Source organism: Pseudomonas rustica (assembly GCF_018336155.1).
Taxonomy (GTDB): Bacteria; Pseudomonadota; Gammaproteobacteria; order Pseudomonadales; family Pseudomonadaceae; genus Aquipseudomonas; species Aquipseudomonas rustica.
In genome coordinates this window covers 614,372-640,579 of the sequence record NZ_JAGYHF010000001.1, presented here as the reverse complement: position 1 = coordinate 640,579, position 26,208 = coordinate 614,372, and the positions used below count along the sequence as shown (strand labels likewise).

The window sequence follows — 26,208 nt, the reverse complement described above, 5'->3', positions numbered from 1 at the left end:
AGATAGCATGGGCAGGGGGGAATCGATGTTCTGGTTGAAGATTGAAATCACACCTGAGATTCGGCCAAAGCATGGGATCTGGCAGGGAATACCCAATTTATGATTCTGTTGGGAAGCCTTTGCGATTGTGCCTTTTCCACTACAGCGCTGATTGCATCGAACGGGGCAACACCTTCATTGACCAGTGATGCAACTGCTCGTTGTTGGTCGTCAGGTAGTTTGTCACGCTGTGCAAAGTAGGTCGCCCGATCTTCTGGCGTCAGGGAATCGAGGATGACAGTCGATACATGGAGTTGGGCGAGCGTTTCGAGCTGTCGTTCGCTACTGGCAATTTCGCTGCTTGACTGAACAGCATCATGAAATACCTCAAGCTCTGTCTCAGTTTCTTGATCGCGCAGCGCTTTTACTTTTTCCAGACCGGTTCTTAAATTGACATAGCGCGAAACCAGGGTGGTGGCAGCACCTAACAAACCACCACTCAAGACCGTACCCGCAAGGCCGATCGCGCTGCTGGCAGCCATCGCCGCTGCATCATAGTTTCCATTGGCGATTTCATAGATGACTCCCCCCACGCCTCCTGCCGGGACGGATGCGAGCATTGCTGCTCTGAACCCGTTGAATGCTGTCCTTAATCCATATTGGGAGCCGGCGAACTTCAAAAAACTGGTGTTGGTCACCAGCTCATCGACATCGATCCCATCGGGAATGTGTCCCTCGAATTTTTCCTTCAGTGCGCTCAGCAGAGTTGTCGCACTGGTAGCGCCGTCGAAGTCTATATTGCCAATCAATCCCCTGAATCCATTACCAAATACCGCTTTTGCATTACCCATTTTGTCGACATAAAGCAGCGGATTATTCGCCACCATCACATACAGATTCAGCCCATCCACATCCCCCGCCGGATCCGCGCTCACCCAGCGCTGCAACCAGGGTGCGTAATACCGCGCACCGTAGTAATACAGGCCGCTGACATCCATCTCCTTGCCTGAATAACGAATGGTTTTGTAATCCCCCGCGCTTTTGGAATGGGGTAGCCAAATCGCGGTGCCGCCGAACGGATAGTAGGTTTCCTGACTGAGCACTCGCGCCTGTTCATCAAGTTCGGTCGCGCTGGAACCCAAGTGATCGCCGAGGCTGTAACGCAGTTGATTGTTCGCGACGTCCGGCGGTGGCGCGCTACGCCAATGCAGGCAACGCACGTTGTCGGGCAGGATGATGACGTGCAGCTCTTCGCCGCTGTCGCGGGTGCGGATTTCCAGCCCCGGCAAGTAACGCACCTGTTGAAAATGTGATGCGCCGACGCTGTGGCTTTCATGGCGTTTGGAAACGCGTTCGCCCAGGCTGTAGAAGTACGTTTCCTGATCATCTGCTAAAGCATTATTGCGCTTGAGCAGGGTGATCTGGCGCAGTTGGTCCAGCGCGTTCCAGGCCAGTTGCGGGCCGTGGCGCAAGTTGAGCAGGTTGCCATGGGCATCGAAAGCAGTGGCGAAATCCGGTGGCGGATCGTCGGCTTGCCAAGGCAGCGCACGGTTGCTCGATGGCGCGACTTGCATCTGTCGCGTGTAGCCGCCCGTGGCGCGTTCGTGCACCTGTTTGATCAGGTTGCCGGCCACATCGTATTCAAAGCGCTGCGTGTAATTGCGCAGGTTGTTCGGATCACTGGGCGAGGGTCTGCCCGGAATCTCAGAGGCCGGGGCGGCGTCATGGCCGCTGGCCGTGAGCAACCGATCAAGCGAGTCATAGCTGAACGCTCGGTGGCCATCAATGTACTGGTTGGCGAAATACACCGGTGTAAATGTGGAGTCGTCGATACGCAGTACATTGCCGACGGCATCGTAGGCGTATGTAAAGTTTTGCAGCAGCGGTTGCCCGGCAACGCCGGCTTGAGCGCTTAGCAGCCAATCATTGGCAGGATCGTAAAGCCATTGGCTGATGACGTGATTGGCCGCCAGCCGCTTGATGATCTGGCCGTGAGCGTTGTATTGCGCACCTTGCAAGATACTTTGAGGTTCACTGCCCTGACGCTGTAAAGAAATCTGCGCGACCTGGCCGGCCACATCGTAAGAAAAAGTCTGTCGATGACCACCCGCGTCGGTTTGCGTCAGCAGCTGATTTAGCGAGCCGAACGATTGCCGGCTGGTGTGAGATTGCGAATCTGCAAAGGTACGGGTTTGTTCAAGCGGCTGACCGAGCAAGGCAAAGCTCTGGAAGGTCAGCGAGCCTGAGGTGTCTTTCAATGTGGTCATCTGGCCGCACAGATTGTGGCCACTGTCGGCGGAGGCATCGGCGTAGGTGCGCGTTTCCAGGTGGCCAGAGTCGGCGGTTGCCTCACTCAATACGCGCAGTTGCTCATCAAAGCAGGATTGCCAGTGGTTACCGCGCCCGTCCCAACGCTCCAGCGCTTGTCCGGCCATGCCCGGCAGGTTCAGTCGCCAACCGGCGTCAACGCTGTCGATCATCAGCGGGTGAGCGGACAGCGAGTAAACGGTCGCGACATTGGCAGGCGTGCTGGCGTCGAACAGGCGCGGATCTCGTTGTTCCACCCGATGACCGGCAGGATTATATTGCTGGCGAGTCACCAGCGGCTGCGCTTCAACCGACTCTGCGCTGCGCAAATAGCGCACCTCGCGCACCGTCAACTGACGGCTGTCCCGCACCTTCAGAGCAGGTGTCTGCCAATGGATCGAGCTACATTTTGTTCTCATGCGTCCACCAGTTGTACAGGCGCGAGTGAACCTTGTTTTGCGGGTGGGCTTGCGCTCTTAAATAGCGGTTGTCGGTAGTGTTCATTTGCCTGTAGGCAGCAATGCCCGCCAGGCCCTGGCTGATATTTGCCTGCACGGTTTGAGTTTGCTGGCGTAAGGACGCCAGGCTGATAGCGCTTTTGCCTATCCCCGAGGAGGCGATGACATCGGTGCCGAGCATCTTGAACGCGGCTTCGTAAGAGGCCGCGTGCTCACTGACGGCGGCTTGCCAATCGGTGTACATCGATTCGATCTTGCCGACCTTCACGGGATCCAGACCGTTCTTGATGTCTTCGACTTCAATGGCACGCGAGAACAGGCTGAGCGAAGTGGGAACAACCGACAGAAAAGAGCCGATGATCCGGTTCATCACAAATTCCGGGTTGAGCACCGCATCGAGTGCCGGGTTGACCACTTGATCCATAAAATCACTGGCGCTTGTGATGTCTTTGGTATCTTCCTTGATGCCCAGTTTGCTGTTGATTTTGGTCACTGACATGGTTGAGGTCTGCGGTATCAGTGGACCGTATACCAGTCCCGTTTTGCTCGCAGCCATGTTTGCCAGCGGGTTGACGATAGCGTCGACCGCATCCCCGACGAGATTGCCGGCGGTCAATCCACCGATTGTCAGAAAAGGGACTTCCTCCACCAGGCCAACCATCCCATCGACGAATGCTGCCGGAGCCTCGCCGAGCAGACTGCCCGCGATGCCTTTGCCTACGTCCACTGCTGAGTTGACCAGCAAGTTTCGGACAAGGTGCTTTTGGTTGATAACGTTATGCATCACGCGATTGGTGTGATCGGCAAACTCGCCTACAGCAGTGATGAAATCCGAAGAAAGCCTGATATCCGCTTCCGCTTTACTGCCCCCGCCTGCATCCACATAGCGCAACGGATTGTTGCCCACGAACGCATACAGATTCAGCCCGTCCACTGCGCCCAACGGGTCGGCGCTGACCCAACGCTGTACCCACGGCGCGTAGTAGCGCGCACCGTAGTAATACAGACCGCTGACATCCATTTCCTTGCCCGAGTAACGAATGAATTTGTAGGCGACTTCGATCAGTGAGCGTGCCGTCATCCAGGCCGTGGCACCGAACGGGTAATAGCCTTCGTGGCTGATGGTCTGGCCCAGTTGATCCAGCTCCAACAGGCACGAGCCCAAGTGATCTTCGAGGGTGTAGCGCAGTTGATTCTGAGGAATCCCGGAGGGCGGCGAAGCTGCCCAATGCAGGCACCGTGCGTTGCCGACGCTGATCACGTGCAACTCTTCGCCATTGTCTTTGCGGCGGATTTCCAGCCCTGGCAGGTAACGCACTTCGTGGAAGTGTTTATTCGAATCGAAGTCGTGACGCTTGTAGACGCGCCCCCCTTGGCTATAGCGATAGTGCTCTTGATCATCGGGATCGTTATCGCGCTTCACCAGCGTGACGTCGGTCAGTTGATCGCGTGCGCTCCATGTCATTGGGTGACCAGGTTGCAGCGTCAGCAGGTTGCCGTGGCGGTCGAACAGTGTGTCAAAGTCAGGCTGCGGATCGAGTTCATTGCTACGTACGGCGCGATTGCTGTTCGGGTCGATCAACATCCGTTGCGTCAGGTTGGCGTCAGCGCGCACATGGCGCAGTTCGATCAGGTTGCCGCCGCTGTCGTACGCATAGGTCTGCAAATAATTGCGCCGGTCAGCAGGGTTGCCCGGTTCGGGTCGGCCCGGATGGTCAGTGGGCGCGGCATCGTCGTAACCACTGGCACTGCTCAACCGGTACAGCGAGTCGTAACTGAACTCGCGGTGGCCATCAACCCGCTGGTTGGCGAAGTAACTGGGCGTAAAGACGTGGTCGAGGATTCGGGTGAGGTTGCCGACGCGATCGTATGCATACTCAAAGTCTTGCAGCGTTGCCGACTGCTGCGATGTCGCCGATTGCCGATGCAGGCGTCCGTTGGCCGGGTCGTAGTGCCAACGGCTGGTTACACCGTTGCCCGTTTGCTGCAGGATGATTTGCCCGGCAGCGTTGTATTGCGCTTCGAGCAGCACTGGCTGCCAATCGGTTGCAGCATCGATTTTTAACGCTACGTGGCTGAGCTGGCCGGCCAGATCGTAATGCGATTGTTGCCGGTGGCCACCGGCATCGGTTTGCTCCAGCACAGGCCCTAAAGGGCCGAACGTGCGAGCGCTGGAAAACGCCTGAGCATCGTGAAAGGTGCGCGTATCGTGCAGCGTCGAGCCCGCCAGTCCGTAGCTGTGCATCGCCAGACCGCCGGACTGATCCATGTGGCTGAGAAGACGGCCCCGCAAGTTCTGACCGGCATCGGCCAAGCCATCGGCATAACTAAAGGTTTCAACATTCGGCTGGGCGTTTTCTTCTACAGCGACAACGCGTAACTGCTCATCGTATGTCGTGCGCCAAAGACTGCCGCGTTCATCGCGGCGTTCAAGGATTTCCCCGGCCAGCCCCGGCAGGTTCAAGCGCCAGCCAGCGTCGACGCTATCGACTTTCAGTGGCGCACCGGCTAACCCGTAAACACTAGTGAGATTGGGGTGCGGCAGGCGCGCATCCCATTGCTCGATGATCCGTCCGGCAACGTCGTGTTGCTGACGGCTGACCAGGGCGACAGGCGTTTCCTCGGCAATCGTGCGCAGGTAGGCGATCTGCCGAACCGGCCAGCCACAGCCATTGTTCACCGTCAGTGACGGTGTGCGCAGGTGGACATCGCTGTTCATCAGTGCAGCGTCCGCGAAGGTTTTGCAGGCGCCGGTTCTGCGGTGTCATTGGCGTCTTCGCTGGTTTTATACCAAGGGTGATAAGTCTCGCGAGAGAAGTCACCGGTGGCATTGATCACTTTGATCAGCCGCCCAAGCTCGTCATAAAACAGTTGATCGTAAAAGCCGTATTCGCGCAGGGAGTGGTCGTTGACGTAACCGTGGACGTTGGCAAAAAACGCGCGGTATTGGCGGATCGGCAGCCCTTTGTTGGCGTAGTCGATGCGTTCGCTGATGCGCCAGCGCGGATCAGCCAACGCTTCAAGCAGTTGACCGTTTTCGATGACCAGCGAGCCGTCAGCCGCCACGACATACGCCAGACCGGGATCGACCCGTTGTTGAGTCTGCAAGAGCCGCCCGAAGCCGTCGACACAGGCTTTGACGATATGGATCTGCGCCGCCGTTGCATCATCGGGGTAACGGTCGGCGCTGAGCATCACGCTGTGCACCGGATCGCGCGCGGCCGCAGCAACGGCGGCACTCAGCAGTTGTTGTGCGGGTGTCAGAACCTGCGAGCGAGCAAGCTGCAGACGCGCACTGGCACGTATATGGCCGCTGGGCAAAACATGGCGCTGGCCAATCCATTCGAGCAGTTGTTCGGTGCTGACATCAGGCAAGACATTGCCCATCCAGCTGAACAGATTCTTGCGCAATGTACTGGCGGCTTTTTGCACCGCTTCGGCCGGGTGTTCGATGGCCGCTGCCGGGTCTGGATCCGTCGGCAGCTGATACTCGCTTAGCGGCTGGAATCCCGCCGGCACACTGTTTTCAGTGCCGTAGAAACTCACCGCCAGCGGTTGACCCGAGGGCAGGTAAATCACTTCTTCGATGTTGTCGTTGGCATCGGTAATCTGCTCAGGGAGCTGATGCAGATAATCGTATCGAGCGTGGGTCGTGCAGCCATCAGGCAACACCACCCGAGTGACCGCCAAACGGTAAGCGTCGTATTCGACCGTGGTCACGCCGTGGCTGGGCGTTTCGTTGAACGCCTGGACTTTGTAAAAACCTTCCGGCCCGGCATAACGGGCGAAGTTGTAGCGCGACGACCAGAGATTGCGAGCGCTGTCGTCCTCGGGCGTTTGCTTGAACAAAAACGGCATCGGGGTGTAACCGATGCGGGTCAGTTGCGCGCGAATATCGAAGTTCGCCAATTCGCTGTAAGCGTCCAGCGCGGTCCTGTCCATTTGCGCCAGTTCGAGAGGCCCCGGCAACGCTGCAAATTCGGCTTCACCGTCCGGCAGGGGAGACTGGTCGAGGGTCTTGAGATAACGCTGCACCGATTGTGTGGTCAGCACGCGTTCGGTCTGCCAATGCAGTGAGCCCTGATGTTCGATCAGGTGTTCGTACGACACTTGAGCGGGCGATAGGCCTTCGGGCAGAGAACCTTTAGGCAGTACCAAGGCATTGCCGCGCTGCTGAAAAGTCAGGCCCAGCCGCCATTGTTGTGGATTCTGATTCAGGTCGATAAACCGCGCCCGGCTCTCTTTCAGGTAGTAAGACTGTTGCGCGGGATCATGAGCGTCGCGCCACCATTGCTGATGATCCGGATCGGTAAAGGGCGGCGGCGAGGCTTCAGTCAGGCGCCGGGCGTAGCTGACTGTCACGTCATGGGTTGGCAATCCGTACGCATTCCGGCACAGCGTAATGTCGTGAGTGCACAGTGGGTCGTCGATAAACCGGTCGTAGGCGTAGTTGATCTGTTCCAGCGCCATCGGCAGCAATACCCGCGCCGCATCGTGTGCGCCTTTGGGGCGAACTTCGCGAATCAGATAGCGGGTTTCCTGCACCGCGAAGGGCGCAGCGACAGCGGGATCAGCGTCGGCAGCGTAGGTCTCGATGCGGGCAATGGAACCGGCCAGTGCTCTGGCTATTTCGTCGTGAGCATCTTCGGGTGGCGTCACCACGACATCGCATTCATCGCTGAGGTGATACTGGCTGAACACGGTGCGGCCCAGCGCAACGGCATCGGCGTCGCGCTTGAAATAGCCCTCGCGTGAGCGATCCATTGATTGTCCGGTATGAAACCAGCTGCACACCCGCACTGGCGCAGTGAAGCTGGCGTCATCAGCCGGACTGGCGCTTTCACTGTCGGTTTGTTGTACGAAGCCGAAGCCGCGAAACATGCGTTCCTTGCCATCGTAAAAACCTTCGGCGTACCGGAACAACTGGGTGGTGCAATTGCCGGTGATTTCATCCAGTTGGCTTTGCCGGCTGACCACCTGAATCGGGAACGGCAGGTAACAAGCCGGCGGCTGTGTCGGCTGCTCGGCAAGCCGTCGGGTTTTCTCATCAAGCCATTCCTGCGCGCTGCTGCGGTAACTTACGCTCGCGCTACAGCCCATATTGTTATTGCTGGCTGTCAGCAGATAAGGTTTGGCCGAAACAAAGTCATAGCGCCAGTGCTGCGGTTGGCTGTGCGCTACGGTGAGGATCAGGCTCTCGCAGCCCAGACCTTGCAGATCGGCGACGGTGACCTGGCACAAGGGGTCATAACGCACATCCTGCGGCCACGGCACGTGGATCGGCGTTTGCTCGAAACCGTTGCCGGCGCGGTTCAGGTAAATGTCGAAGCCTTCACTGTTCAGATAGAGCAGGGCGGGGGCGCCGGAACCGTCCAGATCGGCGATGCGCACCCGATCGCTATCGAACTGCCCGTAGGTGAAGGGCAGACTGGAGATGACGCGGCCATGGGCAAATGTGCCGTGCCCGAGATTGGGCCAGCACTTGATTTGATCGTGACTGATGCTGAACAACTCCGGCATGTCGGTGCCGCGCAAGTTGCCCAGCATCACCAGTTGGCTGCGCGAAGGACCGAACAACGGTAACCGGTCGGGCGTGTGATCCACTTCCTCGGCTTTGGCGAAACCTTCCTCGCGGCGATTGGCATACAGGCGCACCGAGTGCGGCCCGATCAAGGCAATCGAGCTGAGGCCATCGCCGGACAGATCACCGAGTTGTGCGAGGGTGTGCAAATACTCCGCCGGGAAGGTGCGGAACGCGGTGAACGCCGTCCAGCGCCGATCGGCATTCAACGTGTTGTAACCGCTGATGCCTTGTTCAACCGTGATCCAGTCGAGCCGGCCGTCTCCGGTCTGATCGGTGAGGATCTGCCGCGCGTTCGGCTGGCTGTTGGCGACGGGGATTTTTTCCAGCAGTGTCCACGGTGTGTAGCCAATCGCATCCGGGCCGCTGCTTTCTCGGACAGGCTCACGGTAGTACCAGGCATTGTTGTAGGAGCAGAGAAAGCCGACAGCGCCTTCACCGTACAAATCCACGCAGCGATACGTCCCGGTATCGATCCCCGGCATGGCCTCGGATTCAAACAGGCGCGAAGGGCTTTTGTTGATGACGAACGGTGAGTAGTCAAACTCCACCGGAGGTGTGTTTTCCACGTAAGCGCTGCTGTCATACGCTTGGTAGTGCGCGGCCGACAGCAGGCTGTAGCCGCCGGTTTGCGGGTTGTTGGAGTACTCCAGCAGCAGCCGCCGAACCAGCACCGGGTCGGGCCCCGTTTCCAGCGGAAAATGATGGAACATCAACACCTGCTGACACAGCCGCTGAGTGCCGACCTCAAAGCCTTGGCCGTAAGTGGAAAACGTGTCCTTGCGCAGCAGCCAGGGCTTGTCGCCGACGTAGGCAGGTTTTTCCGAGTACGCGGTGCTGCGCTCGCCATAGTCGAACAGCAGATGAAAGTGCCAATTCATGTCCGCAGGGTTGGCGTTGCTCCAGGCGTACAAGTCCGCGCTGGCTTCGGCATTGCCGTACCAGACACGTTGCAGGTATCGCTGGGCGCTGGGGTCATCGTCGCTGCCGGGGACCTTTTCATCGGCCTTATATTCGTAGCAGATGTGTTCGCCACGTGAATTCAGGCTTTCGCAGATTAGCCACGCGCTCACGCGCTGTGGATCATCCGGATCTGCAATGCGTGAAGACGGGGTCTTGCCGTACACCTGCAGCGAGCCATCGGCGCCATGAATCAGCCAGAAAGGCGTTTGGTCTGCTACAGGCTTCCAGTATTCGCGGAGAGTAAAATCGCTTTCGACCTCAGGCCAATAGCGCACCACCTCATGCAGGCCGATGTCCACACCGTTGTACTGACTTTCCTGGCGCGATTTGATCGATCCATCGCTCTCAAACTCAGGTCTGCACACCTCGCCGTCATGGCCGACGATTTCGTCGAGATCGGTGTAGCGCGGCACGCCTTTGTGGGTACGGCGACTGATCTGCGCCAGGCCCACTCCCCAGCCAATCCCGAATGAACCATTGCCGGTCTGGCTGCTGTAAGACAGTGACAGTTGCGGATCCCAGCCACGTCCGGCAGAAGAGGGGATCGGCAACACAAAAGAAGCTGCGCCCGTCGGGCCGACCACGCCCCAGTCCTTGCCAATGGTGGCAATCGACGCGCTTCTGGAGATTGACGGGGTGACGATGCTGAGGTCTTGATCGGCCATGGTTCCATCCACTGCGCGAATGCGGGGCAGGTGGAGTGACGCTATCAAGAAGTGCAGGCGGCGTAACCTGTCAGATCTGACAGGTGCGCAAGATCATTTTGTATGCTTGTCCGGGGTTTTTATCGCGATGGTCACGCCCACAAAAAAGGCCGGTTCATCCTCGCAGATGAATCGGCCTTTTTCAGTGCTGCAAAAACTTACTGCACTTCTACCGCCAGGCTTTCGCTGATCTTCTGTTGCCAGATCGCCGGGCCGGTGATGTGTACCGACTCACCTTTGCTGTCTACCGCAACGGTGACCGGCATGTCTTTGACTTCGAACTCGTAGATCGCTTCCATGCCCAGTTCGGCGAATGCCAGCACTTTCGACTTCTTGATCGCCTGAGCAACCAGATAAGCAGCGCCGCCAACGGCCATCAAGTACACCGCCTTGTTGTCCTTGATCGCTTCGATGGCGGTCGGGCCGCGCTCGGATTTGCCGATCATGCCCAACAGGCCGGTTTGCTCCAGGATCTGCCGGGTGAACTTGTCCATCCGCGTCGCGGTGGTCGGGCCAGCCGGGCCAACCACTTCGTCACCGACCGGATCAACCGGGCCAACGTAGTAGATGAAGCGACCTTTGAGGTCGACCGGCAGGGTTTCACCCTTGTTGAGCATCTCGACCATGCGCTTGTGCGCGGCGTCGCGACCGGTGAGCATTTTGCCGTTGAGCAGGACGGTTTCGCCCGGCTTCCAGCTCTGCACGTCTTCCGGGGTCAGGGTGTCGAGATTGACGCGACGGGCCGATGGGCCGGCTTCCCAGACGATTTCCGGGTAGGCGTCCAGCGGTGGCGCTTCCAGCGAGGCTGGACCGGAACCGTCGAGCACGAAGTGCGCGTGACGGGTGGCGGCGCAGTTCGGGATCATGCACACCGGCAGCGAGGCTGCGTGGGTCGGGTAGTCCATGATTTTCACGTCGAGCACGGTGGTCAGGCCACCGAGGCCCTGGGCGCCGATGCCCAACTGGTTGACCTTCTCGAACAGCTCCAGACGCATTTCTTCGATGCGGTTCTGTGGGCCACGGGCTTTCAGCTCGTGGATGTCGATGGACTCCATCAACACTTCCTTGGCCATCACCGCAGCTTTCTCGGCGGTGCCGCCGATGCCAATACCGAGCATGCCCGGTGGGCACCAGCCGGCGCCCATGGTCGGAACGGTCTTGAGCACCCAGTCAACGATCGAGTCGGACGGGTTGAGCATGGCCATTTTCGACTTGTTCTCGGAACCGCCGCCCTTGGCCGCCACGTCCACTTCCACCGTGTTGCCCGGGACGATGGAGTAGTGAATTACGGCCGGGGTGTTGTCCTTGGTGTTTTTACGAGCGCCCGCCGGGTCGGCGAGGATCGAGGCACGCAGGACGTTTTCCGGGAGGTTGTAGGCGCGACGTACGCCTTCGTTGATCATGTCGTCCAGGCCCATGGTGGCGCCATCCCAACGCACGTCCATGCCGACGCGCACGAACACGGTGACGATGCCGGTGTCCTGGCAGATCGGGCGGTGGCCGGTGGCGCACATGCGCGAGTTGATCAGGATCTGCGCCATCGAGTCACGGGCCGCTGGCGATTCTTCGCGCAGGTAGGCTTCGTGCATCGCCTGGATGAAATCCACGGGGTGGTAATAGGAAATGAATTGCAGGGCGTCGGCAACGCTCTGAATCAGGTCGTCTTGCTTGATCACGGTCATGAGTCGCGCTCCTCTAAAAGACGGGAACATTCTATGGGGCAGCTACAAGCTTCAAGCTATCAGCGGCAAGTTGGAGCAGTACGCGGACTGCTTGAGCTTGCGGCTTGAAGCTTGCAACTTGAAGCTGGCCCTTGGGGCCGGGCACGCCGGGGCTGCTGGCGCGACGCTAAAAAGGCGCGGCAGTATACCGCGCATCAAAGGGGCATACACGCGTCGGCAGTCATTCGTTGGTCGCATACCGCACACTGACTGCCACCACCATACCCCTGTGGCGAGGGGATTTATCCCCGCTCGACTGCGCAGCAGTCGCTAAACCTGAACACTTGATTTAACTGGAACACCGCAGGGGGCCGCTTCGCAGCCCAACGGGGATAAATCCCCTCGCCACAGGGGGGCTCGCCGTGACGTAGATGCGAGGCAGGCAGGTCAGCCATTTGACGTCAATTTTCGGGCCCGAAAATCGGTGGTCATTTATCGACTACGCCTCTAAAGTGGCAGCCGGTCTGTAGAGTAGGACACTCAGTCAGCCTCCTATCGCACGGTGAGTCAACGATTGACCCATAACGCCATACAACGTCTTTTGCTCAAACGTTTTGCCCTTGCTGCAGCCACCTATGGATTGGCTCTGCTGCTACTGTGGCTGGCGTTTTTTACCGGGCATTACCAACAATCCCTCAATACTGTGGCCGTCGGCAGCGCCCTCGTGGTGATCAGTCAGGCAACCCTGTTCGTCTTGTTCTGGACCGGGCGCAATCAGCGCTTCGACGATCCGAGCATGACCGAAGTGCAGGTGCTGCTCGGGCTCGGCTGGCAAACCTGGCTGATCGCCCATCTGGATGAGGCGCGTGGCGCCTTTCTGGTTTTTTACGTGCTGATCCTGCTGTTCGGGCTGTTCCATCTCAGTCGACGCGCGTTCATTCGAACGGCGCTGCTGGTGTTCTTCAGTTTCTGCGCCATCACCTTGTGGGACGGTTACAACTTCCGCTTGGCCGAGCCCGCACTGGCCGCGTTGCAAGTGTGCATTCTGGCGATGGTGCTGGCGTGGCTGGTGCTTTACGCACGCTTCGTTCAGGTTTCGCGACAACGCCAGCGTCAGCGCCGGTTTGCCTTGCAGGCGCATCAGGACACCCTGCGCGGGATGATGCGGCAGCTGGAAGATCTGGTCGCCACCGATGAGCTGACGGGGTTGTTCAACCGTCGTCATTTCCTGCGTCTGGCCTCGCGCGAACTGAATGAAATGGACGAAGACGTGGCGCACGGCCTGGCGCTGATCGACCTCGATCACTTCAAACGCATCAACGACATGCACGGCCATGCCGCCGGCGATCAAGTGTTGCAGGCGTTCGCCGGCGTTGCTCAAACGTGCTTGCGCGACGGTGATGTGCTGGCGCGCTACGGGGGTGAAGAGTTCGTGGTGTTGCTGCCCAACTGCGATGCCGAACAGTTGACCTCGTGCTGCGAACGTCTGCGCGTTGCGTTCGCCGATGTCGAACTGGTGGGCTTGAATGTGCGCAACCTGAGTCTTTCGGTCGGTATGACTTTGTTGGAAATGGGCGATGATCTGGACGACGCGTTACATCGCGCCGATCAGGCGCTCTATCGGGCCAAGCGCGACGGGCGTAATCGCTGTGCGGCGGCGTGGGAGAACGTCGATGCCTGAACTTCGCGTCGGTGAACGGCAGTGGTCGGTGGCGTCGGGCACCAATCTGCTCGACGCTCTCAACCAGAATGGCGTTGCCGTGCCTTACAGCTGCCGCGCCGGCAGCTGCCATGCGTGTCTGGTGCAATGCGTGCAAGGTTTGCCTGCCGACAGCCGCCCGGATGCCTTGAGTGCCGAACAACGGCAAGAAGGCTGGAGACTGGCCTGCCAATGTCAGGTGACTGAAGATTTGCAGGTGCACACCTTTGACCCGATTGCCGACGGTCGCCCGGCGGTGGTCGAAGCGCTGGACTGGCTCAGCGACAGCGTGCTGCGTCTGCGCCTGACTCCGCAACGTCCATTGCGCTACAGCGCCGGGCAGCATCTGGTGCTGTGGATCAATCACATCGCCCGGCCGTATTCGTTGGCAAGCCTGCCGGAGGAAGATCGTTTTCTCGAGTTCCACCTTGATTGCCGCCAGCCCGGCGAATTCAGCGACGCCGCCCGGCGTTTGCAGATTGGCGATGCGATCCGCCTCGGCGAACTGCGCGGCGGCGCTTTGCATTACGACGCCGACTGGCATGACCGGCCGCTTTGGCTGCTCGCGGCAGGCACTGGTTTAGGCCCGCTGTTCGGCGTGCTGCGTGAAGCGTTGCGCCAGGATCACCAAGGCGCAATCCGTGTCATTCACCTGGCCCATGACGATCGCGAACACTATCTGGCCAAACCCCTTGCGGCGCTTGCTGCCCAGCGTGAAAACCTCAGTGTCGAACTGTGGACGGCGGCCGAGTCAGCCGCCGCTTTGGCGCAACTGCGCCTTGTCTCCAGACAAACCCTGGCTTTAGTCTGCGGCTCGACGGCCAGTGTCGACGCCTTCGCCCGGCGCCTGTACCTGGCCGGACTGCCGCGCAATCAACTGCTGGCCGATGTGTTCCTGTCCCGCGGTTGAGCGCTAATGCTTATCGGGTTTCATAGGTTCTTTGTGGCCAAGTCTTTATGGTCAGAGGATTTTTTGTGACAAGGGGATTTTGTGGCGAGGGGATTTATCCCCGTTTGAGTGCGCAGCGCTCACAAGATTTTGGGGCCGCTGCGCAGCCCAGCGGGGATAAATCCCCTCGCCACAAAAATCCCCTCACCACAAAAGCCCCCTGGCCACAGAAAGTCCCCTAGCCACAGAAAGCACTATCCCCACTTGAACTTCGTGAGCCCGACTATCGCCGAGACCCTCCATGACCGAAGCCATCCTGCTGGAACGTGAACGCGGTTTGCTCACCCTGCGCCTCAACCGCCCGGACAAAAAAAACGCCCTCACTCGCGCCATGTACAGCCGCCTCGCCGAGGCCCTGAAGCGTGCCGACAGCGACCCCGAAATCAACGCCGTGCTGATCACCGGCAGCGCCGAGTGCTTCACCGCCGGCAACGACATCGCCGACTTCATCCAGCAACCGCCCTCCGACCTCGACAGCCCGGTGTTTCACTTCATGCTCAACCTGCTCGAATGCCACAAACCGGTCATCGCCGCAGTGGCCGGCGCGGCGGTGGGCATCGGCACCACGTTATTGCTGCATTGCGATCTGGTTTACGTGGCCCGCGATGCACGGTTGCGCATGCCGTTCGTTAACCTCGGTTTGTGCCCAGAATTCGGCTCCAGCCTGATCCTCCCGCGCTTGCTCGGCCAAGCCAAAGCGTCGGAGTTGCTGTTGCTGGGCGAAGGCTTTACCGGTGAACAAGCGGCGCAATGGGGCATTGCCACTGAAGCTTTGGACAATGGCGATGCTGCGTTGAGCAAGGCGCGGGAAATGGCGCTACGTTTCGATGATTTGCCGGCAGATGCGGTACGCATCAGCAAGCAACTGATGAAGGCGCCGGACCGTGAGTTGATCCGCAAAGTGATCGAAGAGGAGGGCGTGTTGTTCACCCAGCGCCTGAAGTCGCCAGAGGCATTGGCGGCGTTGACAGGGTTTATCAAACGGCATTGAAATTGTCGGTGACCTGGCTTGCCAGCGATGAGGACCGAATAGGCACCACATCTTCAGGAGCAGAAAACAAAAAGCTCCGCCATTCACATGGCGGAGCTTTCGCTTTTCAACAACCGATCAATCAGACCTGTGGGTCGCCCACGTGCAGGATCTTCATGCCGTTGGTGCCGCCGGTGGTGTGGTAGCTGTCGCCCTTGGTCAGGATGACCCAGTCGCCTTTTTCCACAACGCCGCGTTTAACCAGCTCGTCGATCGCCTTCTGGCTGACTTCGTGCGGTTCCAGCGAAGCCGGATCGAACGGTACGGTGTACACGCCACGGAACATGGCTGCACGCGCCTGAGTTTCACGGTGCGGCGAGAACGCGTAGATCGGCACCGAGGAACGGATGCGCGACATGATCAGCGGGGTGTAGCCACTTTCGGTCAGCGCGATGATCGCTTTAACGCCCGGGAAGTGGTTGGCGGTGTACATGGTCGCCAGTGCGATGCTTTCGTCGCAACGGGTGAATTCCTTGCCGATACGGTGGCTGGAAGTCTTGCCGGTCGGGTGCTTTTCAGCGCCGACGCAGATGCGCGCCATCGCTTGAACCGCTTCCAGCGGATACAGACCTGCAGCGGATTCAGCAGACAACATCACGGCGTCGGTGTAGTCGAGCACGGCGTTGGCCACGTCGGACACTTCGGCGCGAGTCGGCATCGGGTTCTGGATCATCGACTCCATCATCTGGGTCGCGACGATCACAGCCTTGTTGTGGCGGCGTGCGTGCAGAATGATTTTCTTCTGAATGCCCACCAGCTCGGCGTCGCCGATTTCCACACCGAGGTCACCGCGGGCAACCATCACCGCATCGGAAGCCTTGATCAGGCCGTCGAGGGTTTCGTCGTCTGCGACGGCTTCAGCACGTTCGATCTTCGCCACCAGCCAAGCGGTGCCGCCGGCTTCGTCGCGCAGTTGACGGGCGTATTCCATGTCGGCAGCGTCACGCGGGAAGGATACCGCGAGGTAGTCGACTTCCATTTCAGCGGCGAGCTTGATGTCGGCCTTGTCTTTTTCAGTCAGGGCCGGAGCGGTCAGGCCGCCACCGCGACGGTTGATGCCTTTGTGGTCGGACAGCGGGCCGCCGATGGTCACGGTGCAATGCAATGCGTCGTCAGTTTGGGTATCAACGCGCATGACCACACGACCGTCGTCGAGCAGCAGCTCGTCGCCTACGCCGCAGTCTTTAACCAGATCCGGGTAGTCGATGCCGACCACTTGCTGGTTGCCTTCGGTCAGAGGATGGCTGGTGGAGAAGGTGAACTTGTCACCGATCTTCAGCTCGATCTTCTTGTTGGCGAATTTGGCGATACGGATTTTCGGGCCTTGCAGGTCACCCAGCAGGGCGACGAAGCGGCCGTGCTTGGCGGCAATGTCACGCACCAGTTTCGCGCGAGCCTTGTGCTCGTCGGGGGTGCCGTGGGAGAAGTTCAGACGGGCAACGTCCAGGCCAGCCAGAATCAGCTGTTCGAGAACTTCCGGCGAGTTACTGGCCGGGCCAAGGGTAGCGACGATTTTGGTACGACGGACGGACATGCAAAGACTCCTGAGTTCAAGCGCAAGCGAAGGCTACTATGCTCTTGGGGTGTAGTCATTGTTCGAATGCACTACTTTTTGTGAAGGGCTTTGTTAATAGTTTCTTTATTGAACGCCATGAACGCGACAATCGGCACAAACCGTTCTGAAGATTTTCGACGCAAGGTCGATACAGAGCACAAGACAGGAGAACCCCCATGCGATTGTTGCCCATTGCCGCCCTTGCCCTCAGCGTCCTCGCCGTCACGGGCTGCACCCGTTGGTCGATGAACCACCATTTAAACAACGCCTACAGCGCCTACGATCGTGGCAATTGCGAGCAGGTCATGCTCGAACTGTCCAAGGTCGAACGCGCCAGCCGTGCCCGCCCGTACGTGTGGCCGGAAGTGTCGATGATGCGCGGTCAGTGCCTGGAACGGCAAAGTATGTTTGTCGATGCCGCGCAGACCTATCAGTTCATCATCGCCTCGTACCCCAACAGCGAATACGCCTACCGTGCCCGCGCCCGTTTGGAGACCCTACAAAGCCTGGGTCATTACCCAACGCGCAGCGCCGCAGCCGTGGTACGTCCAACGCGTTTCTGATGACAGTTGTCATACAAAATCTGGCCGTGCGCACAGGCTGAGCTATAGTCGAATGATCCGGATTTAGAGCGCTGTCTCTGATCCGGGGCAACACCTGCGACTGGCAAGTGGTCAAGTGACGGCGACGTAGCGACCGTCACACCGGAAGCGGGGAGAGCGGGCCTGCCGAACAGGTTCGTTCCGAAGCAAAGGTGCGGCTCTGTGACGGAGCCCTGCATGGCGAACTGCGCATGTTTACCGACCGCCGGATTGAACGGCACCAACTGCCGTACTTCTTGAGAGTGTTCAACAGCGTCACCGACAAACCGATTGGCTTTCTCGGCAACGTTTCAGAAGACGGGCTGATGCTTATCAGCCAGTTACCGATGATGATCGGAGTTGATTTCGCGCTACGTCTGAAAATCCCCATGGGTGATGGTTGCCACCAGGTCATCGACTTTTCGGCGTGCTGTTTGTGGTGTCACGAGGATGCAACCCCGCAACATTACGATGCTGGTTTCAGTTTGCACCGACCGCCTGCCGAGTATGGGCAACTGGTGCGAGCGTTGAAGCAGTACTTCAGTTTTCAGCCGTTGCCGGCGTCTGCCTGATAATGGGGAAATTCAGCCTGCGGTAGCTCAGGGCAGTGCGCATAAATGTGGCTGCCGCAGACTGCAAATTCTAAGTTTTATTAGCAATCGCTCGTTCACTATCCAATGTTTTTTCAGCTAGCAACAATCCCATCTCGCTCAATTGATATATTGCCATTGCCAAATGGCGGGGCTTATCTTCCAAGCTGTCCGCTAGATCCAGCAAAAGAATACTCACAGACGAAAACGTTTCATAGGTCTGGATAGCGATAGCTTCGGAATTGATTTCTGGAGAAACCATAAACATTTGCATACCTCGGTCTACGGAGTTACGGGAAGGTATATCAGGTTTTAAATAGTGGTCTAAAGCGCGTTCAGCTGCTTCGTGGAGTTTTCTTGAGTCTTGTGAAGCATACGGGGAAGTATCAGTAGGATCTATTTCAGGTGGATTTGGTGTAATTTTAAACATTGCCTTGTTTCCTTGTTTGATGACACCACACGCTTCGCGACTAAGGGAAGGGTGGCGGCTATGCGCAGGTTAGTCGACCGGTGGAAACAAGGCTTTTCCGGCGCGCCCTAGGGCGCCCTGCACATAGCCACCATCAAGTGCGGGTATGAAAACCCTACGAGATGATGTGATGCACCTTGTTAATCCACCGGGCGACTAAACCCGATCGCTGGTCGTCAGCGACATGCATCAATTTAATGGGCGGCACCTAGCGTGTAAGTCAGTCAGTTCTGATGGGAGTGTAGGGAACGGCGCCAAGCGTTGTAGTCCGAATCCCCCGGCAAGACATGCTCCGAATCATGGAGAGCTATGCTTTTTTAAATCAGTTCGGAAGTTTTAGGGAGGGTGCCAAGTAGCTGTGTAGCTACTTGGTATTAAATTATTAGTGGCAGGTCTTGTTTGGGTGTGACTTGAGTGATTTTAAAAACCTTTCATGCTTCTGTTGCAATAAGCGTTGTCATTTTTTTACTCTGAGTTTGGCGAAGCCCTGTTTAATGTAGCCGGCATTTTCACCAATTATACTCAGTGCACCTCGGATGTTTTCACCAACCTCATTTAAACCCTCCTTCTCTGCGTGCAGCGTCAATTCCATGATGGCGGCCTCTAGACCCAATTGATTCTGATACATCCTTTCCAATAAATCAGACAGCGAATATTCATCTGGCATTGGTTCGACTCCGTTCGAGAAAAGACAAGCATAGCAACGGTTTTCGGGTGCAGCGCTTTGAAAATTGTTTACGTCTTTCTATTGAACAGGCTGTAGATCGGATCAGTAGTCCGTTGAAAATGCTGCGTGGGAATAAACCACCTTCAAAACGTACCAGCCTTCTTCCAGCTCAAGTAACGCGTCACCAACTCAGTCCCTAACGACTGTGGCCGCACATCCAGCGTATGAACGCCATGTGCGGTCAACCTTTCATGGCATTCATTGCGCGCATTCAGATAGTCCACGGTGCCGCAATAGGTCAACGCTTCATCCAGTGTCTGAACGGTGCTCTGCGGCACTTGATCAAGTACGCCTTCACGCAGGCTCGCCACCAACACTCGATGCTGCTGGCTCAAGCGTTTGACGGCGGTGAGCAGTTCCTCGTCGTCGTCATCGCGCAGGTTGGTGACCAGTATCACCAGCGCCCGACGCTTTTGCCGCGACAGCAGTTGGCTGACGGCCGCTTGATAGTCCGCCGTGCGCTGAGTGCTTTGCAGGTCGTAGACACTGTTGAGAACGATATTGAGCTGACCCGCACCTTTAACCGGTGCGAGGTAATGCGGCTGGGCATTGGCCAGGGTACACAAACCCACCGCATCGCCCTGACGCAGGGCCACGTAGCTGAGCAGTAAACAAGCATTCAGCGCATGGTCGAAGTGCGAGAGTTCGTCGTCCTGGCTACGCATGCGGCGGCCACAATCGAGCATGAAGATGATCTGCTGATCGCGTTCGTCCTGATATTCACGGGCAATCGGTGTGCGCTGGCGGGCGGTGGCTTTCCAGTCGATCTGGCGCAGGCTGTCGCCTTCGCGAAATTCGCGCAGTTGATGAAATTCCAGACCCTGACCACGGCGCTGCTTTTGCCGCACGCCGAGCTGACTGAGCCAGTTGTCCACGGCCAGCAGTTCACCGCCGTAGAGGCGGGCGAAGTCCGGGTAGACGCGGGTGTGATCGGTGACGTCGAGCAGGCGTTTGCCTGTCCATAAACCCAGCGGGCTGGGCAGGTTGATTTCGCAGCGTTCAAAGCTGAAATGACCGCGCTGGAGGGGGCGCAGGCGGTAGCCGACTTGGCTGATTTTGCCGGGCTGCAGTTCGACGCTGAGCGGCAGGTTTTCGAAGCTCAAGCCTTCCGGGACATGATCGAAGATGTGCAGGTGCAGTGGCTCGCTGAAGGGGTGTTCAACGTCCAGGCGGATTTCGCTCCAGCGACCAAGTGCGAGGCTGCCGGGCATGTGCCGTTTGACGCGGATGGCGGGCAGGCGTTTGAGGCGCAGGGCATCGATGGCGGCCAGGGCCAGCAGGGCGAGGAGCAAGCCCCAGGTGATCGCCGGCAGGCTTGGCGGGAGGGCGATTTGCAGTGCCTGCAAGGTGCCCAGGGCGATGCCGATGGCCATGAGCAGTGTTAGCCAGATTAGTAAGAGTTTTGATGGTTTCATGGCTTGGCACCGGGCTGTCTGTTGAAAAGATCGCAGCCTTCGGCAGCTCCTGCATGAGTGATGTGTAGGAGCTGCCGGAGGCTGCGATCTTTTCTGCCCAAAACGGATTTCACAGGCGCGGCGCCGGGATCTGGTCGAGCAGTTGCTGCAATACCTGATCGACTTGCAGGCCTTCGATGTCCAGTTCCGGGGCGATGCGTACCCGGTGGCGCAGCACGGCCAGCGCGCAGCCTTTGATGTCGTCGGGGATGACGAATTCGCCGCCGCGCAACAGGGCGCGGGCGCGGGCGCAGCGCACCAGGGCAATCGAGGCGCGAGGCCCGGCGCCGAGGGTCAGCCCCGGCCAACTGCGCGTGCTGCGCGCCAGTCGTACGGCGTAATCGAGGACTTGATCGTCCAGCGGCAAATCACTGGCAATGCGTTGCAGCGCTTGCACGTCCTTGGCTTGCAGCACGGTGCGCAACGGTTGCACATCAAGCATGTCGGCGCGGGTCGAGCGACTGACCTGACGCACCATGTTCAACTCCTGATCGGCGTCGGGGTAATCCATGCGCACCTTGAGCATGAAGCGGTCGAGTTCGGCTTCGGGCAGCGGGTAAGTGCCTTCCTGTTCAATCGGGTTTTGCGTGGCCAGCACCATGAACGGCTGAGCGATGGGCAGGGCGCGGCCTTCGAGGGTGACTTGCCTTTCTTGCATCGCTTCGAGCAGCGCCGCCTGGGTTTTCGCCGGGGCGCGGTTGATCTCGTCGGCCAGCAGCAAATTGGTGAACAGCGGGCCTTTGCGCAATTTGAACTGCTCGGTTTGCAGGTCATAGACGGCATGACCGGTGACGTCGCTGGGCATCAGATCCGGGGTGAACTGGATACGCGCGAACTCGCCACCGAAGCAGCGCGCCAATGCGCGCACCAGCAAGGTTTTACCCAGCCCCGGCACACCTTCGAGCAGCACGTGACCACCGGCGATCAGCGCGGTCAGCACGTCGTCGATTACCTGATTCTGGCCAATCAAAGCTTTCTGCAATTCGCTGCGAACCGCTTGCGCCAGTTGGCTGGCGCGCTGGCGTTGCTGGGCGGCGTGGCTGGCGCTGCCGGGCTCGGTCTGTTCACTCATAGCGTGTTCCTCAAGGTTTGCAGGTGGGCGACCTGACGGCAGAACTCGGCGCTGGACAAACGCTGGTTCGGAACCGGGCTCAGGGCCTGGCTGATGGCGCGGGTGGGCTGGCGGGTCAGGCGTGACAGTGCCAGCCATTGTTCGGCAACGTTCAATCGATCAAAACCGGGATGGCGACGGCGCGCGCGGCGCAACACGTCTTGTTGCAATGCTTGCAGCAGCGCTTGCTGACCGTTGTGGCGCAGCAGGAAATCAGCGCTGGCACGCAGGTGTTCCTGCAACTGTCGACGGCCACTGGGCGCCGGCGCCTGAAGCGGGCCGTGGCGCACACCGATATGCCACAACCACAGGCCGATCAAGGCGAGCAGGGCGACGATGGCCTGCGGGAAGTAGCGCCAGAGCAAGGTCAGCAAACCGTCGTGTTCGCTGTTGTAAATCAGCGTGACGTCGGTGTCGGCGCTCAGGTACCAGAGCAGCCAGGCATTGTCGTATTGAGCGATGGTCTGGCTTTTCCACAGCTCGGCGTCAGTGACCACGGTGATCGAGCCGAGGCTGTAAGGCAGTTGCATCATGTGCGTGGCTTTGCCGCTGTTGGCCCAGGCTTGCGCGAGGTTTTTCGGGTCGTCGAGGTGGAAGTCCGTGTCGAACCCGGCATAGGCCGGCGCGTCTTCATCCTCCACATACAGCTTGGTCAATTTCGGGAAGGGGTCTTGCTCAAGGTCTTTGGGCGGATCCTTGAGATCCTTGCTCAGCGATTGATGCAGTTGCACGCGATCGAGCAGCAGGTCGTTGCTCTGTTTGGTCTGTTCGTCCCATAACGATTCAGCGACAAACACCAGTCGCCCGCCGGCCCGCGTCCAGTTCAACACTTGCTCGACCTGGCGTGGGGTCATGCGTGAGCGGTCGTTGAACAGCAGCAGCGTGTGTCGGCGTGGGTCAATATCCGGCAGCACGGAAAGGCTTTCGGCATGACTGACCTTGAGGCCGCGCTCACGCAAAAACATTTCCGCCGCCAGATACGGATTGGCTTGGGCAGCAGGGGACGGGCCGTGATCGACTTCTTCCTGATACGGCTTGGCCTTGAGAACCAGAAACACGCTCAATGCGATCAGCAGTGCGACGAGCACTGCGCCGACCCAGCACAGGGTACGGCGATTCAACGGGCAGCTCCGTGGCCAAACAAGGCGCGCCAGCCGTCGCACAATTCCTGTTGCAGATGCGCCGCCGGGATTCGATGCCCGTAGGCCATGTTCTGCCAGTGCACAGTGAGGTTGCGACTGAAGGCGAGCAACTCCGGTCGCTGCAATTGTTCTACGCGCGCCAGCACCTGATTTTCGGTGTCGGCAGGTTTCAGCGTCAGATCGAAGTCATGCAGCAGATGGCTGAGCAGACCGCGATAGAGCAAGCTCAACGCCGCTCGCGGTTGGCTGAGCCAGAGTTGTTCGGCGCTGGCGGCGATGTCGTCGGGCAAGGTGTCGCGGTTCAAATCCAGACCGAACGCTTGCTGCGGCACCGCTCGTTTTGGCAGTGCTGGCAGTTTCGGCCGGCGACTGACGAAGGCCCGCAGGAACTCGCGATAGCGCCAGATCAGCCAACCGATCAAGGCAATCAGCACACCCCACAACAGCACCTCGATCAGCTTGGCCAACACGTTGAAGTGTCGACCGTCTAGCCAGCCCAGCAGGGTTTTCAACCATTGCGGTGCGTCGCCGGGTTTTGCGTCTTTGGCCGGCGCTGCCGGGTCTTCGCCAAAACGGTAGCGGGTGACCGATTCCTTGTTCTTGAACGGCGGTTGTTCGAGCAAGGCCTTGATGCTGTCGTGGGAGGCCTGACTGGTCAGCGGCTGATTTAACAAGCGCGGTGCATCCGGACGGGGGGCGGGTTCAGCCGCCCAGACCGAGGGCACATTCGGCAGCACCAGACAGATCGCCAGCAGCAGACCAAGCACGCCGTTGTTCAGGCGCTGGCGCAAACGCCGGAACACCAGTTCGATGTCCCACGCTTCCAGTTGCGTGCGGCGGTTCAGATACAGGCTGAATCCGCAGGCGACGTAGATCGGTTCCCACACCACCAGCACCAGCGCATAAAAAGCGTTGGTCAGGTGTTCTAGCCAGCGCCATTCGTGATCGGCCGAGAGAATCAGCGACTGCCAGTCCCAATCGGTTTCCACTTGCTGCGGCAGCAACAGATAGAACAGCACCATCAAGCCGATCCACAGCGCAGTCTCCAGATGCACGCCAATGATGGTCAACCATTGCGCCGCGCCGGCGTTGCGCTGCAACAGCACTTGCAGGCGTTGTTGGCGAGCGGTGCCGTCGAGGCCTTCGAGTTGCACCACCGGCAGCAGAAAGCTGCGGCTGAAGCTCAAGCGGCGCCAAGTCAGGCTGGCCAGCAGTTGCGGTTTGAGCAGGCGCGGCCATCCGCGCAGCGCTTGTTTGAGGGTGGGCGTTTCGCCGAACAGCGCTTTGGACAGGATGTACAACGGCAGGCGTTCGTACGCCGGTTTCAGCCACCAGAATATAAACACGGCCAGCGTCGGCGAATCCCAAAACACCAGGCTGAGCAGGGCGAACAGCGGCAAGGTGACGATCGCCCAACTGGTCATCAGCAAGCGTCGATGTTGCTGACACATGAGCACGCCCAGATCCATGGCTTCCCAAGTCGTGCGCGGGCGGATCACCACGGTGGCGTCACTCAGGCGCATGGCGTGTCCTTCCGGCGAACAGCAGGTAGCACGCGACCAACGTCCAGAGTCCGGCGCCGACCAGGTATTTGGTCAGCGGCGCGACACTGGTTTTCGATGACCAATAGGCCTCGATAAACGCTGCGATCAGCAGGAACAACATCACCCCGCAGACCAGTAACACGCTTTTGCGCGCCGCGCGTTTCAGGGCCTCGGCGCGGGTCAGGCGCCCGGGCGCGATCAACGCCCAGCCGAGTTCCAGACCGGCCGCGCCGGCGAGAGCAATCGCCGTCAGTTCGAAAGCGCCATGGGCGATGACGAACGACCAGAAGGTCTGGCCGAAACCGATCTCGGTCAGATGCCCGGCCACCGCGCCGATGACCAGCCCGTTGTAGAACAGAAAGAATGCGCTGCCCACGCCCATCAACAATCCACTGGCGAAGGTCTGAAAGGCGATGCCGATGTTGTGCATCACGTAGTAGCCGAACATCACCCAGTCTTCACTGGCCGCGCGTTCGGCGGGGCGCCCTAGGTGGCCGGCGACCGGGTCGTACATGCCTTGCATCTCGCGCACTTGATCGGCGGGAATCAGGTTGTAAACGAGGTCGGGAAACACATACACCAACACCCCGACGCCGATCAGGCTGCCGAAAAACAGCAGCGCGGCGACCAGCACAAACGGCCATTCGGCGCGCACCAGTCGCGGGAAATCGGCAAGGATAAAACTGAGCAGGTTGGCGCCAAGGCGACTGCGATGGCGGTACAGCTGTTGATGGCCGCGCAGCACGTGTTGCTGCAACGAGTCGATGAGAAAACTGCTGTAGCCGCGTTCCTGCGCCAACGCCAGATGTTGGCAAAGTCGGCGATAGGTTCTCGGGAAACCGGCGATTTGCGAGGTGTCTTTGCCGCGTTCAAGGCGTTCGAGGGCCAGCGCAAAACGCTCCCATTCGGCCTTGTGGCGACTTTCGAAAAGGCTCTGCTTCATGTCGGGCCCAACAAACCGCGCGCGATGCCGTTGAGTTCGGCAACGGCTTTGGGCGCGGAGATATGCAGCGGCTGGGCGAGCAGGGCGGCCAGTTCATTGACCCGCGCCGGTGACAGTTCGCCTTGACGTTCGGCAAAACCGAGCACTGCACGTTGTTCGCTGAGCGTCAGCGGCACGGGCGAGCGCCGGGGTTCGGCGTCAGGCAATTGCGGACGCGTCAGCGGGCGTTCGCTGTAAACCACCAGCGTGCCGGCAGCGATGTCGCCGAGGCGTTTGAAGGTCGGGTGTTGCAGGCAACTGAGGCTGCCGAGGAAGTAGCCGAACGGCAGCAAATCAACGAAGCGCAGCAGATTGCGCAACAACGAGGCCGACCAGCCAACCGGCGTGCCGTCATCGTGTACCACGCGCAGGCCCATCCACTGTTTGCCCGGCGAGCGTCCCTGACGCAGCACCTCGAACAGCACCATGTACCACCAACTGATCGCAAACAGCAGCAGCGAACCGAGGCCCATGCCGAGCTTGCCGAGGAACGCCAACGCGATAAACAGCACGCCCATGATCACACCGCGAATGCCCAGATCGATGGCGAACGCCACGGCCCGCACCATCAACCCGGCAGGGCGCAGGGGCAGGTCGATGCCTTCCGGCGTTTCGACCTGATGCCGCGTATCCAGCGGCGGGGCCAGCGGTGCTTTCCTTGGCGGTGCTGTGGGCTCGAGCATGGGCTACCTGATGTCGCCTGTTCTGAGTGCAAGTGCGAC

General features: G+C 59.2%; 18 protein-coding genes. 5 read left to right on the top strand and 13 right to left on the bottom strand.

Features of this window, described 5'->3' with window-relative positions; translation table 11 throughout:
- Positions 1 to 47 precede the first annotated feature (47 nt).
- The 4 genes from KFS80_RS02935 to KFS80_RS02920 all read right to left on the bottom strand — a co-directional run bounded on the left by KFS80_RS02935 (position 48) and on the right by KFS80_RS02920 (position 11,674).
- The gene (locus tag KFS80_RS02935) at positions 48 to 2,705 is read right to left on the bottom strand and encodes an RHS repeat domain-containing protein (RefSeq protein ID WP_212543914.1); all 2,658 of its coding nucleotides are present in this window, start codon (positions 2,703 to 2,705) and stop codon (positions 48 to 50) included.
- Positions 2,689 to 5,463 carry an RHS repeat domain-containing protein gene (locus KFS80_RS02930; protein ID WP_212543913.1) on the bottom strand — a complete coding sequence of 925 codons (2,775 nt, stop codon included), beginning with the start codon at positions 5,461 to 5,463 and terminating at the stop codon, positions 2,689 to 2,691. The genes KFS80_RS02935 and KFS80_RS02930 overlap by 17 nt, the downstream gene beginning before the upstream one ends.
- Positions 5,463 to 9,953 (bottom strand): SpvB/TcaC N-terminal domain-containing protein, encoded by a 4,491-nt coding sequence (locus KFS80_RS02925; protein ID WP_212543912.1) that lies wholly within the window; start codon positions 9,951 to 9,953, stop codon positions 5,463 to 5,465. Before KFS80_RS02925 ends, KFS80_RS02930 begins: the two co-directional genes overlap by 1 nt.
- 197 nt (positions 9,954 to 10,150) lie before the next feature.
- Positions 10,151 to 11,674 carry a fumarate hydratase gene (locus KFS80_RS02920; protein WP_007916251.1) on the bottom strand — a complete coding sequence of 508 codons (1,524 nt, stop codon included), beginning with the start codon at positions 11,672 to 11,674 and terminating at the stop codon, positions 10,151 to 10,153.
- Between the two features lie 553 nt (positions 11,675 to 12,227).
- Between KFS80_RS02920 and KFS80_RS02915 the strand changes: the two genes are divergently transcribed.
- From KFS80_RS02915 to KFS80_RS02905, 3 genes are all read left to right on the top strand, one after another.
- Positions 12,228 to 13,334: a GGDEF domain-containing protein gene (locus KFS80_RS02915; protein ID WP_212543911.1), complete on the top strand. Its 1,107-nt coding sequence runs from the start codon at positions 12,228 to 12,230 to the stop codon at positions 13,332 to 13,334.
- On the top strand, positions 13,327 to 14,262 hold the full coding sequence (locus KFS80_RS02910; RefSeq protein ID WP_212543910.1) for an iron-sulfur-binding ferredoxin reductase: 936 nt from the start codon (positions 13,327 to 13,329) through the stop codon (positions 14,260 to 14,262). Before KFS80_RS02915 ends, KFS80_RS02910 begins: the two co-directional genes overlap by 8 nt.
- A 280-nt stretch (positions 14,263 to 14,542) precedes the next feature.
- Positions 14,543 to 15,292 (top strand): enoyl-CoA hydratase-related protein, encoded by a 750-nt coding sequence (locus KFS80_RS02905; protein ID WP_212543909.1) that lies wholly within the window; start codon positions 14,543 to 14,545, stop codon positions 15,290 to 15,292.
- 121 nt (positions 15,293 to 15,413) lie between these two features.
- Here the strand turns inward: KFS80_RS02905 and pyk are convergent, their stop codons facing one another.
- Positions 15,414 to 16,865, bottom strand: a complete 1,452-nt coding sequence (pyk, locus tag KFS80_RS02900; protein ID WP_008080434.1) for a pyruvate kinase — start codon at positions 16,863 to 16,865, stop codon at positions 15,414 to 15,416.
- A gap of 197 nt (positions 16,866 to 17,062) precedes the next feature.
- Between pyk and KFS80_RS02895 the strand changes: the two genes are divergently transcribed.
- Together KFS80_RS02895 and KFS80_RS02890 are read left to right on the top strand one after the other, a co-directional pair.
- Positions 17,063 to 17,449: a tetratricopeptide repeat protein gene (locus KFS80_RS02895; RefSeq protein ID WP_053123257.1), complete on the top strand. Its 387-nt coding sequence runs from the start codon at positions 17,063 to 17,065 to the stop codon at positions 17,447 to 17,449.
- A gap of 230 nt (positions 17,450 to 17,679) precedes the next feature.
- The gene (locus KFS80_RS02890; protein ID WP_053123255.1) at positions 17,680 to 18,039 is read left to right on the top strand and encodes a PilZ domain-containing protein; all 360 of its coding nucleotides are present in this window, start codon (positions 17,680 to 17,682) and stop codon (positions 18,037 to 18,039) included.
- A 70-nt stretch (positions 18,040 to 18,109) separates the two neighbouring features.
- On the opposite strand, the gene KFS80_RS02885 is transcribed toward KFS80_RS02890, so the two are convergent.
- The 8 genes from KFS80_RS02885 to KFS80_RS02850 all read right to left on the bottom strand — a co-directional run bounded on the left by KFS80_RS02885 (position 18,110) and on the right by KFS80_RS02850 (position 26,169).
- Positions 18,110 to 18,487 (bottom strand): DUF6124 family protein, encoded by a 378-nt coding sequence (locus KFS80_RS02885; protein WP_053123253.1) that lies wholly within the window; start codon positions 18,485 to 18,487, stop codon positions 18,110 to 18,112.
- Between the two features lie 496 nt (positions 18,488 to 18,983).
- The gene (locus KFS80_RS02880) at positions 18,984 to 19,193 is read right to left on the bottom strand and encodes a hypothetical protein (protein WP_053123251.1); all 210 of its coding nucleotides are present in this window, start codon (positions 19,191 to 19,193) and stop codon (positions 18,984 to 18,986) included.
- A gap of 143 nt (positions 19,194 to 19,336) precedes the next feature.
- A complete protein-coding gene (locus KFS80_RS02875; RefSeq protein ID WP_212543908.1) occupies positions 19,337 to 20,668 on the bottom strand; it encodes a DUF58 domain-containing protein in 1,332 nt (443 codons plus the stop codon).
- 109 nt (positions 20,669 to 20,777) lie between these two features.
- A complete protein-coding gene (locus KFS80_RS02870) occupies positions 20,778 to 21,779 on the bottom strand; it encodes an AAA family ATPase (RefSeq protein WP_053123333.1) in 1,002 nt (333 codons plus the stop codon).
- Positions 21,776 to 22,939: a DUF4350 domain-containing protein gene (locus KFS80_RS02865; RefSeq protein WP_212543907.1), complete on the bottom strand. Its 1,164-nt coding sequence runs from the start codon at positions 22,937 to 22,939 to the stop codon at positions 21,776 to 21,778. The genes KFS80_RS02870 and KFS80_RS02865 overlap by 4 nt, the downstream gene beginning before the upstream one ends.
- Positions 22,936 to 24,483 (bottom strand): DUF4129 domain-containing protein, encoded by a 1,548-nt coding sequence (locus KFS80_RS02860; protein ID WP_212543906.1) that lies wholly within the window; start codon positions 24,481 to 24,483, stop codon positions 22,936 to 22,938. Before KFS80_RS02860 ends, KFS80_RS02865 begins: the two co-directional genes overlap by 4 nt.
- Positions 24,470 to 25,447, bottom strand: coding sequence for a stage II sporulation protein M (locus KFS80_RS02855; RefSeq protein ID WP_212543905.1), 978 nt, complete (start codon positions 25,445 to 25,447; stop codon positions 24,470 to 24,472). Before KFS80_RS02855 ends, KFS80_RS02860 begins: the two co-directional genes overlap by 14 nt.
- Positions 25,444 to 26,169 (bottom strand): RDD family protein, encoded by a 726-nt coding sequence (locus KFS80_RS02850; RefSeq protein WP_212543904.1) that lies wholly within the window; start codon positions 26,167 to 26,169, stop codon positions 25,444 to 25,446. The genes KFS80_RS02855 and KFS80_RS02850 overlap by 4 nt, the downstream gene beginning before the upstream one ends.
- Between the last annotated feature and the right edge of the window lie 39 nt (positions 26,170 to 26,208).

Bases quoted from the DNA above. Each gene is read 5' to 3' on its own strand.
- KFS80_RS02935 (WP_212543914.1), bottom strand. From the start codon at position 2,705: ATGAGAACAAAATGTAGCTCGATCCATTGGCAGACACCTGCTCTGAAG.
- KFS80_RS02930 (WP_212543913.1), bottom strand. From the start codon at position 5,463: ATGAACAGCGATGTCCACCTGCGCACACCGTCACTGACGGTGAACAAT.
- KFS80_RS02925 (WP_212543912.1), bottom strand. From the start codon at position 9,953: ATGGCCGATCAAGACCTCAGCATCGTCACCCCGTCAATCTCCAGAAGC.
- KFS80_RS02920 (WP_007916251.1), bottom strand. From the start codon at position 11,674: ATGACCGTGATCAAGCAAGACGACCTGATTCAGAGCGTTGCCGACGCC.
- KFS80_RS02910 (WP_212543910.1), top strand. From the start codon at position 13,327: ATGCCTGAACTTCGCGTCGGTGAACGGCAGTGGTCGGTGGCGTCGGGC.
- KFS80_RS02905 (WP_212543909.1), top strand. From the start codon at position 14,543: ATGACCGAAGCCATCCTGCTGGAACGTGAACGCGGTTTGCTCACCCTG.
- pyk (WP_008080434.1), bottom strand. From the start codon at position 16,865: ATGTCCGTCCGTCGTACCAAAATCGTCGCTACCCTTGGCCCGGCCAGT.
- KFS80_RS02895 (WP_053123257.1), top strand. From the start codon at position 17,063: ATGCGATTGTTGCCCATTGCCGCCCTTGCCCTCAGCGTCCTCGCCGTC.
- KFS80_RS02890 (WP_053123255.1), top strand. From the start codon at position 17,680: ATGTTTACCGACCGCCGGATTGAACGGCACCAACTGCCGTACTTCTTG.
- KFS80_RS02885 (WP_053123253.1), bottom strand. From the start codon at position 18,487: ATGTTTAAAATTACACCAAATCCACCTGAAATAGATCCTACTGATACT.
- KFS80_RS02880 (WP_053123251.1), bottom strand. From the start codon at position 19,193: ATGCCAGATGAATATTCGCTGTCTGATTTATTGGAAAGGATGTATCAG.
- KFS80_RS02875 (WP_212543908.1), bottom strand. From the start codon at position 20,668: ATGAAACCATCAAAACTCTTACTAATCTGGCTAACACTGCTCATGGCC.
- KFS80_RS02870 (WP_053123333.1), bottom strand. From the start codon at position 21,779: ATGAGTGAACAGACCGAGCCCGGCAGCGCCAGCCACGCCGCCCAGCAA.
- KFS80_RS02860 (WP_212543906.1), bottom strand. From the start codon at position 24,483: ATGCGCCTGAGTGACGCCACCGTGGTGATCCGCCCGCGCACGACTTGG.
- KFS80_RS02855 (WP_212543905.1), bottom strand. From the start codon at position 25,447: ATGAAGCAGAGCCTTTTCGAAAGTCGCCACAAGGCCGAATGGGAGCGT.
- KFS80_RS02850 (WP_212543904.1), bottom strand. From the start codon at position 26,169: ATGCTCGAGCCCACAGCACCGCCAAGGAAAGCACCGCTGGCCCCGCCG.